Source organism: Pseudomonas auratipiscis (assembly GCF_036324085.1).
GTDB classification, from domain to species: Bacteria; Pseudomonadota; Gammaproteobacteria; order Pseudomonadales; family Pseudomonadaceae; genus Aquipseudomonas; species Aquipseudomonas auratipiscis.
The window spans coordinates 1-13,132 of record NZ_JAZDCU010000035.1 but is presented as its reverse complement, the minus strand read 5'-3'; the positions used below and the strand labels follow the sequence as shown (position 1 = coordinate 13,132).

Annotated in this window: 9 protein-coding genes and 1 pseudogene; 6 read left to right on the top strand and 4 right to left on the bottom strand. The window is 59.5% G+C overall.

The window, feature by feature from the left end; genetic code table 11:
• Positions 1–279 precede the first annotated feature (279 nt).
• The 4 genes from speA to V0R60_RS26610 form a co-directional block, all read right to left on the bottom strand.
• Entirely contained in the window at positions 280–2,193 is a 1,914-nt protein-coding gene (speA, locus tag V0R60_RS26625) for an arginine decarboxylase (protein ID WP_136478325.1), read from the bottom strand.
• A 153-nt stretch (positions 2,194–2,346) separates the two neighbouring features.
• On the bottom strand, positions 2,347–2,718 hold the full coding sequence (locus V0R60_RS26620; RefSeq protein WP_136478326.1) for a translation initiation factor Sui1: 372 nt from the start codon (positions 2,716–2,718) through the stop codon (positions 2,347–2,349).
• A gap of 195 nt (positions 2,719–2,913) precedes the next feature.
• Positions 2,914–3,450, bottom strand: coding sequence for an NUDIX hydrolase (locus V0R60_RS26615; protein ID WP_330080972.1), 537 nt, complete (start codon positions 3,448–3,450; stop codon positions 2,914–2,916).
• Between the two features lie 3 nt (positions 3,451–3,453).
• Positions 3,454–4,527, bottom strand: a complete 1,074-nt coding sequence (locus V0R60_RS26610) for a DUF2333 family protein (protein ID WP_136478328.1) — start codon at positions 4,525–4,527, stop codon at positions 3,454–3,456.
• Positions 4,528–4,808: 281 nt separating this feature from the next.
• Here V0R60_RS26610 and V0R60_RS26605 point away from each other — a divergent pair, with 281 nt between their 5' ends.
• From V0R60_RS26605 to accC, 6 genes and pseudogenes are all read left to right on the top strand, one after another.
• Positions 4,809–6,422, top strand: a complete 1,614-nt coding sequence (locus V0R60_RS26605) for a response regulator (protein WP_136478329.1) — start codon at positions 4,809–4,811, stop codon at positions 6,420–6,422.
• A 1,558-nt stretch (positions 6,423–7,980) separates the two neighbouring features.
• Positions 7,981–8,496 (top strand): annotated as a pseudogene (locus tag V0R60_RS27125) (methyl-accepting chemotaxis protein); the annotation flags it as partial.
• Positions 8,497–8,605: 109 nt separating this feature from the next.
• Entirely contained in the window at positions 8,606–10,399 is a 1,794-nt protein-coding gene (locus V0R60_RS26595) for a protein-disulfide reductase DsbD (RefSeq protein WP_330080974.1), read from the top strand.
• A 173-nt stretch (positions 10,400–10,572) separates the two neighbouring features.
• Positions 10,573–11,025, top strand: coding sequence for a type II 3-dehydroquinate dehydratase (gene aroQ, locus V0R60_RS26590; protein WP_136478331.1), 453 nt, complete (start codon positions 10,573–10,575; stop codon positions 11,023–11,025).
• Between the two features lie 98 nt (positions 11,026–11,123).
• Positions 11,124–11,582 carry an acetyl-CoA carboxylase biotin carboxyl carrier protein gene (accB, locus tag V0R60_RS26585; protein WP_136478332.1) on the top strand — a complete coding sequence of 153 codons (459 nt, stop codon included), beginning with the start codon at positions 11,124–11,126 and terminating at the stop codon, positions 11,580–11,582.
• A gap of 17 nt (positions 11,583–11,599) precedes the next feature.
• The gene (gene accC / locus V0R60_RS26580; protein ID WP_136478333.1) at positions 11,600–12,955 is read left to right on the top strand and encodes an acetyl-CoA carboxylase biotin carboxylase subunit; all 1,356 of its coding nucleotides are present in this window, start codon (positions 11,600–11,602) and stop codon (positions 12,953–12,955) included.
• Positions 12,956–13,132: the final 177 nt, after the last annotated feature.

Here is a 13,132-nt window from a genome sequence, read left to right as displayed (position 1 = left end):
GCGGAAAAACTGCAGAACTTGAAGCTGTCTCATCCGCCGAGTTTAACCTACCCCGCCATCATTGAATGGTCCAAACCCCTGCCTCCAGAACAATGGGCCAAGCGTTCGCCTGAGCTCGAAGCTGCCATCGCCCAGCGTGAGGCGCAATTGCTTTCAACCTGAGTGGGAACCGGCGTCCGCCCTGGAGGACTGCTAGGCAGCTCCATCGCCGGCAAGGCCTACTTCTACTCAAGTCAGTTGCAACAACCTGAGTAGAAGCGAGCTTGCGCCGCGATTGCGTCAGCTGGACAGGTACGAAGAACGGGTCAAGCCAAGGCGCAGCGCATCCAGGAACTGGGTGCGTTCACGCGCTGTGATCTTGGCGCTGGCGCACTTGTCGCGGTAGTGAGTCATCAACTCCTCCGGCGACAGGTGCACGTAACGCAGCATGTCTTCGATGGTGTCGTGGGTCTCGATACCGGCGTGGTACACACTGCCGTTCGGGTTTTGGTAGATGTTCACCGAGTCGGTGTCACCAAACAGGTTGTGCATGTCGCCGAGAATTTCCTGGTAGGCACCGACCAGGAAGATACCCAGCAGATAATCCTCACCTTCGTTGATGCCGTGTACCGGCATGCTGGTCTCGATGCTCTGCTCGTCGACGTACTGGTTGATCTTGCCATCGGAGTCGCAGGTCAGGTCTTGCAGCACGGCGCGGCGCATCGGTTCTTCGTCGAGGCGGTGCAGCGGTAGAATCGGCAGTACCTGTCCGATGGCCCAGGTGTCGGGCAAGCTCTGGAAAACCGAGAAGTTGCAGATGTACTTGTCGGCAAGCTTGTCGTTGAGTTCGTCGAGTACCTGGCGGTGCGAACGCTGACGGGCCTTGAGCGAGTTGTGCAGGCGACGGCAGACGGCAAAGTAGCACTGCTCGGCCAACGCTTTCTCGGCCAGGGTGATCTTGCCGTCGGCATACTGCGCAGCAACATCACTCATGTAGTGCGTGGCACGCCAGTACGTTTCGGTGACCATCTCGATATCGGTCGGGCCCAACAGATCGGCCAGCGACTGAACCGTTTCGGGCAGGCTCTCCTTGTTTTCGATTACGGGCACTTCGTCGTTGTGCTTCTCGACATCGGTAACCTGCACCACCAGCACGGCGTGGTGCGCCGTCAGCGAGCGACCGCTCTCAGAAAAAATGTGCGGATGCGGCAAGCCTTGGGCATCGCAGAACTCCTTGAGCATGCCGACCACGACACCGGCGTAATCGTCCATGTCGTAGTTGATCGAGCTGGCATTGCGCGAATGGGTACCGTCGTAGTCGACACCCAGGCCGCCACCAACGTCAATGTGGTCGACAGGCAGGTTCAGGGCACGCAATTCGCCGTAGTAACGAATAGCTTCCTTGAAGCCGTGCTGGTAGTCGGCAAGGTTGGCGATTTGCGAACCCATGTGGAAGTGCAGCAAACGGATGCCTTGGTCCAGGCCCGCGTCACGGAAGCGCTGCACCACCGAGATCAGTTGCGCAGCCGACAGGCCGAACTTGGACTTTTCACCACCGGTATCGGCCCACTTGCTCGATGCCAGCGACGACAGGCGCACACGCAGACCAACCTGTGGCTTGACCTTGAGGTCGGCCGCTTCTTCGATGACCAGCGCCACTTCCGATTCTTTTTCGATGACGATGAACACGTTATGGCCAAGCTTCTGGCCCATCAGCGCCAGGCGAATGAACTCACGGTCCTTGTAACCGTTGCAGACGATGGTGCCGCCTTTGGGTGCCAGGGCCAGAACGGCCAACAGCTCAGGCTTGGAACCCGCCTCCAGCCCGATGGAAACGTTCTGCGTGGCGATGATGTTTTCCACCACCGCTTCCTGCTGGTTGACCTTGATCGGGTACAGCGCGGTGTACTGGCTCTGGTATTCCAGGCGCGCGATATTGGCGTCAAAGGCACCGGTCAACTGGCGCACGCGGTCTTGCAGGATGTCCGGGAAGCGGACCAACAGCGGCAGCGACAAACCGCTCTTGCGCAGGTCATCGACCTGTTCGAACAAGTCGATCGGCGCGCTGCCAGGCCCGTTGGGGCGGACTTCGACGCGCCCGGCCTCGTTGATTGCGAAGTAACCGGCCCCCCAATGGCGAATTCCATAAACACTGCGGCTGTCCGCAACTGTCCATTGGCTGCCATCGTCTTTGCGTGTGCGTCGTACGGACATTGAAGTCCCCTATATAAAAAGTCGGATAACACCGGCCCGCGGACGGCGGGCGCAGTGTAAAACCTGGAAATGACGATTTTCCGTGTTCAGGGATAGACCCTTCCTACGGGAACGAGTTTAGAAAGCAAACTGCAAAAAATCGCGATGCGCTTTTCAGCCGCCGGACTTCTTCGCTTTAAAGCCCTGTTTGATCAGCTCTGCCAACAACAGCTCGACGTGATCGCCCTGAATTTCGATGACCCCGTCTTTCAACGCGCCGCCGGTTCCGCAACGACGCTTGAGCGTGGTTGCCAGGTCCTTGAGCTGTTCCAGGGGCAGCGGTACACCGCTAATGGTCGTCACCGTCTTGCCGCCACGGCCCTTGCTTTCGCGGCGCACGCGAGCAATGCCATCGCCTTCGGGGATGAGCGTCTGTTTGCAGATGCAGGCATCTATGGGTTTGCTACAGTCCGGACAATGCCGACCTGCATCAGTGGAGAACACCAGGCCACCAAGGGCGGCGAATGATGCGGCTTTTTTGGCCACTTTTGATCCTCGTACGGTGAGGACAAAAACTGGTCGATGCCCTGGGCGGGGTATCGACCGCGAAGCCCCACTCTGGCAGGGGCAGCGCAACTGCCGCACACAGAGTGCGGCAGCCTTGAAAGGCCGCGCAGTGTAACGATAAATGCAGCGAATGCTAAGTACAAAACTGCGCCATTTTGCACGCTATTAGCGACTTCAGGCCCGACGGTCGATGTAGCGTTGCAACGCAGCCAGTGAATCGGGGCAATAAGGCTGCCGGAGACTCTCTGCCAACGCCTGCTCGACGGGTAAAAAGCGCGCTTCGCTGACTTCCTCCGGTTGCAGGCGCAAAGGCCCGTCCCAGACGGCTGAAAACACCGCGCACCAGAGCCGGTTGCCGGGCTGGTCGAAGAAAAATCGTTCGTGGGCAGTCAACTCGACACCTGCCACTCCCAGCTCTTCTTCCAACTCACGGGCGGCAGACTCAGCAAAGCTTTCGTCGGCCTGGACCATGCCGCCGGCGGCCACATCCCAGTAGCCCGGATAAATTGCCTTGCTCTCGGTACGCCGGTGCACGCACAACTCACCGAGCGTGTTGAACAACAGAATGTAGGTGCCGCGTCCGATCAAGCCCTTTTCACGCAACTCGGCGCGGGGTACGGCGCCCAGAAGCTTGTCGTTTTCGTCTACCCAGGCAATCAGTTCGGCATCGGAGGCCGCGCGGTGCGCAGCCTCCTGCGTGGAGATAGCCATCGATCAGCCTTGGGACAGCAGTTGGCGCAGGTCGATCACCGCGGCGTTGGCACGCGAAATGTAGTTGGCCATGACCAGCGAGTGGTTGGCCCACATGCCGAAGCCACTGCCGTTGAGCACCATTGGGCTCCACAGCGGCTCCTGGGAAGCCTCCAGCTCGCGAATGATCTGGCGTACGCTGACCGTAGCGTTCTTCTTCGCCAGGACATCGGCAAAGTCCACCTCGATGGCGCGCAGCAGGTGCGACAGCGCCCAGGCCTGACCACGGGCTTCATAGAAGACGTTGTCGATCTGCAGCCAAGGCGTTTCTACCACTTCTTCGTCCAGTTGCGGCGCCTGGCCGGCAACCACTGTCTCGGTTTTCAGGCTGCTGTTGAGCTTGACCCGACCGACGCTGGCCGACAGACGCTGCGAGAGTGAACCCAGACGGGTGGCAACGTCGCCCAGCCAGTTGTTGAGGTTATCGGCACGGGTATAAAACAGCGCGCCCTGCTGATCCGGGGAAGCCAGACGTTTCTGGTAGCGGCTCAGGGAGTTGATGCCTTCCTGGAACTCCGATTCGCTCGACGGCAGGATCCAGCTCTTGTTGTCGAAGTTGAAGCGTGGCTCGGCCTTGGCCAGATCAGCATCTTCAGTCGACTGCGATTGCGAACGGGCGAAGTCTTTGCGCAGTGCCCGGCTCAGGTCACGGACCTGGACCAGTACGCCGTACTCCCAGCTCGGCATATTGTCCATCCACAATCCTGGTGGAAAGCGGTCGTTGGAAATGTAACCACCCGGCTTGTTGAGCAAGGTGCCAGCAACGGTTTTCAGGGTTTCAACGGTGGTGTAGCCAACCACCATCTGCTGGCCGGTCTTCTCGGCGGCAGCCTGGGCATTCTGTTGGACGGGGAACAAGTCCGGTTCGGCACTCCAGTACCAGCCCAGACCGATGCACACCAACAGATACAAGCCAATCAGCGTGCCCAGGGCTCGGCTGAAGAACAACCCGCCGAAATAACTGCGAGTGGCTGCACTGCGCGGCTCTACCCGCTCACGCGCCTCGGCTTTGCCTGTACGGTTTTTCCAATCCAGCATGGCGTTGTCCTTTCTGTCACGTCGGTTCAAGGGGTTCGACCGCAACCCCCGGGCTTCGTGCCAGCGCTGTACGGTTTTTCCGCGCGCGCCGCCTGCCGGGGTCGGCAAGTATCGCTGCACTATAAATCAAGGAGGTCGGTTCGCATAAGCGACTATCGAGTCAACAAATGAATAAGCAAACCTATACAGATAATTGATACAAGACACTCGATTGTCCGGCAAGTGGTGCTAGCATAGAGCCATTACTCGAACTGCCTCACCCTTAAATAAGTAGTCAGGACATGACCGAGCTAGAAGACCCCAATCGTGAGCGCCTCAAACAGCACTTTGCCCAGCGGGTCATTCACCAGGCTCGGCAGATCCTGGAAATCTGGCAGCGCCTGCAGCGCAGCGAGTGGTCGACTGGCGATCTGGGTGAGCTGTGCGAGGCTAACCTGCGCCTGCAACGCTACGCAGAACGGTTCGAACAGCCCGAACACAGTCAATTGGCCGAGGCCATCGGCCAAACCTTGGCGGCGGTCGAGGCCAACAGCGCACGCTTGAGCAGTACCCTCATCAGTGAGCTGAACCGTTTGATGCAGCGCTTGTCGCGCACCGGCCTGCGCCAGGGCGATCTCCTCGAACAGGTACCATTGCCGCCCCTGCGCAAGCCGGTCTACATCATGCTCCAGGACCACGACCGCGCGGAACGTCTGGCTCAACAATTGGAGTTCTTCGGCCTGGGTGTACAAGCCCTGTACAGCGCCGATGCCTTCCGCGCGTCCATGAGCGAGCGCTTGCCGTCGGTCATTGTCATGGATGTCGACTTCACGGGCAGCGGCGTTGGCCTGCAATTGGCAGCCCAGGCCCAGCAAGGTCTGGAACAACGCGTACCGCTTTTGTTCTTCAGCCTGCATGAAACCGACACACCCACGCGGCTTGCCGCAGTGCGCGCCGGGGGCCAGGAGTTTCTGACCGGCACGCTGGAAGCCTCCAGCCTGCTGGAGAAGGTTGAATTGCTCACCAGTGTCACCCAATACGAGCCTTTCAAGGTGCTGATCATCGACGACTCCCGGGCCCAGGCCATGCACACCGAGCGATTGCTCAACAGTGCCGGTATCGTCACCCGGGCGCTCACTGATCCGATCCGTACCATGGCCGAACTGGCCGATTTCCAGCCCGACCTGATCATCCTCGACATGTATATGCCTGACTGCACCGGCACGGAACTGGCCAAGGTGATTCGCCACAATGACCGTTATGTCAGCGTGCCAATCATCTATTTGTCAGCCGAGGATGACCTCGACAAGCAACTCGACGCCATGAGCGAAGGCGGCGATGACTTCCTGACCAAGCCGATCCGATCACGCCACCTGATTACCACGGTGCGCAACCGCGCCGCGCGGGCACGCAATCTGAAGGCACGGATGGTTCGCGACAGCCTCACCGGTCTGTATAACCACACACATATCCTGCAACTGCTCGAAGACTGCAGTTTCCGCGCTCGACGCGAAGAACAGCCGCTGAGCTTTGCCATGCTCGACATCGACCACTTCAAGAAGGTCAACGACAGCCACGGTCACCCGATGGGTGATCGTGTGATCAAAAGCCTGGCACTGTTTCTCAAACAGCGTTTGCGCAAGACCGACTTCATCGGTCGCTACGGTGGAGAAGAGTTCGCCATCGTAATGCCCAATACCGACCTGAGCGCCGCCCATAAGGTGCTCGACGAGATCCGTCGGCGCTTTGCCGAGATCCACTATCCTGCTCAACCCAAGGATCTTTTCTGCACTTTCAGCGCCGGCGTGGTGCAGTTGAGCGATGAGCTCGATGCCCTGAGCATGGCCACCTCTGCCGATGAAGCGCTGTACCGAGCCAAAGGTGCCGGACGCAATCGGGTACAGCGTGTCGATTAAATAAGGCAAAGTGCCACTTTTTTTTAACATCAGGCCATGCTTCGTCATAACCCGGTCATAAAAACGCAATAACTTCAGGGGCTTACCATTCGACCGTTGGTAGATCCTGCGCATGCGCCTGAAGCTGCTTACCAATTTCAATACCCTGTTGCTGGTAACCGTCTGTATCGCCCTGGGCGCTACATTATGGTGGTCTCAGCGCGCGCTGGAACGCCCTTACCTGATCATGGAGCGTTATCTGTCACTGTCGCAGCAGTTTCAGAACCAGGCGGCCCGCAATATCCTCGATTACCTCAACAGCGGTGATGCCCTGCGCCATGCTGCTGCGGTTCAAGCGACCACTGCGCTGCAAGAGCAGCTTGCGCAACTCCCGGCAACGCTGGCCGCGTCCTTGCGCCCAAGCCTGGACAGCCTGCAGGGTTTTGCGGGCAACGAACTCCTGGCCGCCGGCAAGTTGGCGGCAGATCCGCAGGCGTTATTGCTTCAGGCAGAGCGCGAGCTGGGGGCAAGCCTCGAACAATTGGCCGGCTACGCTCAAGCCAGCAGCAGTAGCGATGCCCCACGTTATTGGACACCGCTGTTCCAGGCGTCGTTGCACCTTTCGCGGTTGTCGCTTGCCCGCGACAAGCTGGTCAGCAGTGGCCGTAGCGAGCTGGCGGACGAGGTGGAACGCGAGCTTCAGCAAATCATCGCCCAGGCCCAGGCACTCGATGAACTGCCGCTGCTTGGCGTCAGTGCCGCACGGGAGTCGAACGCCGATGACTTTGCTGCCCTCATGGGGCTGGAGACCCAGGCCAGCAGTGAGACCGAAGACACCGGCGTTGCCCTCAAGCGCGAGCTGAACAGCCTGCTCAAGCGCTACCCCGGTGAGTTGCAGCGCACCCGCGAGCAAATCCAGCGCCGCAGCGGGCTGGCCGAACGCACACACCAACAACTTGATGCCATGCAACAGTCCATTGCTGCACTTGAACCTGAAGTACGCAGCCAGCACGCCGCGATTAACGGCGAAGTGCGACTGATCCAAGGTCTGATGATTGCACTGATTCTGGTGATCGCGCTCCTGATCGATACGTTGCAACGGCGCCTGGCACGGGTACTGACCAACCTGGCTCCGGCCCTTTCGCGCTGGGCCGAAGGTAATTTCGCTGACGCCATCGCACTGGGCAAAAGCAACCGCGAAATGCACGACATTCAGGATTCACTCAATCACCTGCGCCTGTACCTGGTGGAGCTGGTCGGGACCCTTCGCAACAATGCCGAACAAGTGGCCGGCAGTAGTCGTGCCTTGGCGGGTATGAGCAGCGCGTTGCACGCTGGCGCCGAACGCCAGGCCGCTGACACCGCGCAGATACGTGATGCCTTGGGCGAGTTGGAGGCCACCATTTCTCAAGTGGCTGGCGATGCCAGTCATGCCGCCGACGCCAGCCATGATGCCGGGCATGCGGTGCAGCAAAGCCAGGTGGTGATCGGCCAGAGTCTGACCGGCCTGCACGCGCTGGTTGATGAAGTGCAAGGCAACGCACAGATGATCGAACAATTGGCTGAAGAGTCGGCCACCATCGGTGGCGTACTCACCGTCATTCGCTCAATTGCCGAGCAAACCAACCTGCTGGCCTTGAACGCGGCGATTGAAGCGGCGCGGGCCGGAGAAATGGGCCGTGGCTTTGCCGTGGTCGCAGAAGAAGTGCGCTCACTGGCGCAGCGTACTACCGGGGCTATCGGTGAAATCCAGACCTTGATCGGCCGCTTGCAGCAAGCTGCCCGCGACTCTGTACAAGGTATGCGCGCCCAGCTTGAACATGCTGAAGCCACGGCTAGCCAGGCGCAGGCAGCCGATGGCGCACTGGATGAAATTGTCGCAGCGATCCAGACCATTTCCGCGACTGCAGTGCGCATTGCCGATGTAACCGCGCAGCAAAGTGGCGCGGTCAGCGAGATTCGCAACCACAGCGAGCGCATTCATGATCTGGGCGAAGACAACCTTCAACGCATTGGTGAAGGCCGTGAACAGGGTGAGCAATTGCTCAGGTTGGGCGGCGAGCTGAACACCGCAGTGCGGGCGTTTCGGCTGTAGTGCCATAGCGCAGGCAAGGCCTGTGCCCACCAGAGCGCAAATCGCCGGCCGCCTGCTGCACTGGCAAAACTTCGTTATCATGCAGGCTGTTCTGTACAGCGAGACCGCCATGCGCCGCCTGTTTTGCCTGATTTTCCTGGTCCTGGCCCTGCCCGCCTTCGGTGCCGGCCTGCTCGACAACCGCCCCAGTGCGACGCTGGGAGCGGCATCCCTGAACAACAGCGCCGACTTCCTGCCGGTGCACGAAGCGTTCAAACTGAGTGTGATCCAAAGCGATGCGCAAACCATCAAATTGCGTTTTGTCGCTACCGATGGCTACTACTTGTACCGTCATCGCTTCCAATTTCGCACCGAGCCCGCGGACATCGCCCTGGGCGCAGCGCAGATCCCGCCTGGTGAAGCCAAGCACGACGAGTTCTTCGGCGATGTCGAGGTTTACCACGGCATCCTTGATATCGATATTCCCCGCCCGGCGACCGAGCAGCGTGCCTTTACCTTGCTGGTGGGCTACCAGGGCTGTGCCGATAAAGGCTTGTGCTATCCACCGGAAACCGCACGCCTGAGCATCGATGGCAGCGCTGTCGCTCCTGCTGCCATCGATGCTCCGCAGGTGAATACAAAAGCCTGGACCTGGAAAGAGCTATTGTTGTTTTTCCTCGCCGGGGTCGGCCTGACCTTTACTCCGTGCGTATTGCCCATGCTACCGATTCTCTCCGGCGTGGTTCTGCGCGGCCAGGTGGGGGGGTGGCGCGGATTCAGTCTGTCGCTGGCCTACGTGCTACCGATGGCCGCCTGTTTCGCTGTGCTCGGTGCCTTGATGGGGCTGTTCGGCGCAGGCATGAACCTGCAGGCGCGCCTGCAGTCGGCCTGGGTGCTGGTGCCGTTTTCGCTGTTCTTCGTTGTGTTTGCGCTGGCGATGTTCGGCCTATTCGAACTGAAGCTGCCGCACGCCATCAGTCATCGTCTCGAACGACTTGTTGGCCAGACCAAAGGCGGATCGCTGCTCGGTGCGGCCGTGCTCGGCGTGTTCTCAAGCCTGCTGGTTTCACCTTGTGTGTCGGCACCGCTGGCCGGAGCGTTGCTCTATATCAGCGCCAGTGGCGATGCCTTGGGCGGCGCGCTGAAACTGTTCGCCCTGGGCTTGGGTATGGGCGCGCCACTGCTATTGGTCGCGACAGGCGGGGCGGCCTGGCTGCCGAAAAGCGGTCCTTGGCTGGTTACCGTGAAAAACGCCATCGGCGTGCTGTTGCTGGGCTTGGCCATCGGCCTGCTCAGCCGGGTACTGCCTGGCCAGATCACCCTGCTGCTGGTGGGTTTGCTGAGTGCTGGCGTTGCCGTGTTCCTTGGCGCCCTGGAGTTCACAGTAAAAACTACGCGCCAGCGCTTGGCCCAATTACTGGGCCTTTTGCTGCTGGTCTATGCCCTGGCCTGCTGGTATGGCGCATTGAGTGGCCAGACCGATCCTCTGCGACCTTTACCACACGCCACAGCATCGGCCTCGGGCGCGGTCACCCAGGCCAGTAACCACAACGACTGGCAGACCGTGACCACCCCGGCAGCCCTCGACAGCGCCCTGGCTCAGGCCAAGGCTGCAGCGAAGCCGGTGGTGCTGGACTGGTACGCCGACTGGTGCATCAGTTGCAAGGTCATCGAGCACGAGGTGCTGACCGCCCCGGCGGTGCAGCGTCAGCTTGAGAAGTACACCCTGGTGCGCTTCGACATTACCGAAAGCAACGCCGACCAACGTGCCTTGCTCGACCGCTACCAGTTGTTCGGCCCTCCCGCCCTTTTGTTCTTTGATGCGAACGGCAGCGAAAAAACCAGCGCTCGGGTAGTAGGTGAGACAAACGCCGGCGAATTTGCCGAGCATCTGACGCGCATTGGCGGCGATCTGGGTCTATAACTTCTTCTGGCTGCCGAAATGCCATCAGCAATGACCGAAATTAATAAATTAGTCACATATTTGGCGTGAATCTCGGTCATCGTGCTGGCTATTGTCGGCAACTGGACACTGCCCGCCGGTTTACGGCATAGTCGCCGCGCAACGTTTGTGCCTAACGATAAAAGGAAACACAGATGGCAACGCTTCTGGTGCTGCACGGCCCCAACCTGAACCTGCTTGGCACCCGCGAACCGGGGGTCTATGGCGCCATTACCCTGGCTCAGATCAACCAGGACCTGGAGCAGCGGGCTCGCGCCGCCGGCCATCACCTGCAGTATCTGCAAAGCAATGCCGAGTACGAATTGATCGACCGCATCCATGCCGCGCGCGGCGAGGGAGTCGACTTTATCCTGATCAATCCGGCTGCTTTCACACATACAAGCGTCGCATTACGTGACGCATTGCTGGCTGTGAGCATCCCATTCATCGAAGTGCATCTCTCTAACGTGCACAAGCGTGAACCTTTTCGCCATCACTCCTACTTTTCAGATGTCGCTGTAGGCGTGATCTGCGGCCTGGGAGCCAGCGGTTACCGGCTGGCCCTGGAGTCTGCCCTGGAACACCTGGCTGCTAACGCAAAGCCCTGATGACGAGAACCTGGCCTGTAGGCCGGGGCTCACAAGAAACGTTTGCTAACACGTTTTTATATTTACGCCCCTGACCGAACCTTGGGAGTTGATGATTAATGGATATCCGTAAAGTCAAGAAGCTGATCGAACTGCTGGAAGAATCTGGCATCGACGAACTGGAGATCAAGGAAGGCGAAGAATCCGTACGGATCAGCCGTCACAGCAAGACTCCAGCGCAACAGTACTACGCTCCGGCTCCAGTCGCCGCTGCTCCAGTTGCCGCGCCTGCTGCTGCCGCAGCACCTGCCGCCGCCGAAGCACCCGCCGCGCCTAAACTGAACGGCACCGTTGCGCGTTCGCCAATGGTCGGCACCTTCTACCGTAAAGCCTCGCCTACTTCGCCAGCCTTTGTCGAAGTCGGCCAGACCGTGAAGAAAGGCGACACCCTGTGCATCGTCGAAGCCATGAAAATGATGAACCACATCGAAGCTGAAGCCAGCGGTGTGATCGAATCCATTCTGGTAGAAGACGGTCAGCCGGTTGAGTACGACCAGCCGCTGTTCACCATCGTTTGAACCGCGGAGAGCCAACGATGTCTGCGAAGCTGGAAAAAGTCCTGATTGCCAACCGCGGGGAAATTGCCCTGCGGATCCTGCGTGCCTGCAAAGAGATGGGCATCAAGACCGTCGCCGTACACTCCACGGCCGACCGTGAACTGATGCACCTGGGCCTGGCCGACGAATCGGTTTGCATTGGTCCGGCGTCCTCCAAGGACTCCTACCTGCATATCCCGGCGATCATCGCCGCCGCAGAAGTCACCGGCGCAACCGCCATTCACCCAGGCTACGGCTTCCTCGCGGAAAACGCCGACTTCGCCGAGCAGGTGGAAAACTCCGGCTTCGCCTTCATCGGCCCGAAAGCTGACACCATTCGCCTGATGGGTGACAAGGTTTCGGCCAAGGACGCGATGATCAAGACTGGCGTCCCAACTGTTCCGGGCTCCGACGGCCCGTTGCCGGAAGACGAAGAAACCGCGCTGGCTATCGCCCGCGAGGTTGGCTACCCGGTGATCATCAAGGCCGCCGGTGGTGGTGGTGGTCGCGGCATGCGCGTTGTGCACAAGGAAGAGGACCTGATTGCCTCGGCCAAGCTGACACGCACCGAAGCAGGCGCTGCGTTCGGTAACCCGATGGTCTACCTCGAGAAGTTCCTGACCAACCCACGTCACGTGGAAGTTCAAGTCCTGTCTGACGGTCAAGGCAATGCCGTACACCTGGGTGATCGCGACTGCTCACTGCAGCGCCGCCACCAAAAGGTTCTGGAAGAAGCGCCGGCACCAGGTATCGACGAAAAAGCCCGCCAGGAAGTCTTCAAGCGCTGCGTCGATGCGTGTATCGAGATTGGCTACCGCGGCGCCGGCACCTTCGAGTTCCTCTACGAAAACGGTCGTTTCTACTTCATCGAAATGAACACCCGTGTTCAGGTGGAGCACCCGGTTTCGGAAATGGTCACCGGTATCGACATCGTCAAGGAGATGCTCAGCATCGCCGCAGGCAACAAGCTGTCGTTCACTCAGGATGACGTGGTAATTCGTGGTCACTCTTTGGAGTGCCGGATCAACGCCGAAGACCCACGCAAGTTCATCCCGAGCCCTGGTACCGTCAAGCATTTCCACGCTCCAGGCGGCAACGGCGTTCGCGTCGACTCGCACCTGTACAGTGGCTATGCGGTTCCGCCAAACTACGACTCGCTGATCGGCAAACTGATCACCTACGGCAAAGACCGCGACGAAGCCATGGCACGCATGCGCAATGCCCTGGACGAAATCGTCGTCGACGGCATCAAGACCAACATCCCGCTGCACCGCGACCTGGTGCGTGATGAAGGTTTCTGCAAAGGTGGCGTAAACATTCACTATCTGGAACACAAACTGGCTAACCAGGAGTGATTCGGCAAGTGATGTAAAAAAGACCCCGGTCCATTGACCGGGGTCTTTTTTTGGTTGTTCGCGGAATTCCGGGAACTACGCACCGGGCCTGCTAGCTGGTGAGCACCGGAATGTGGCTCGAGTGGCGATGGGCATATCCGTTTGATGTGGTGGCACCACTGGCTGGTTTCGCCTTTA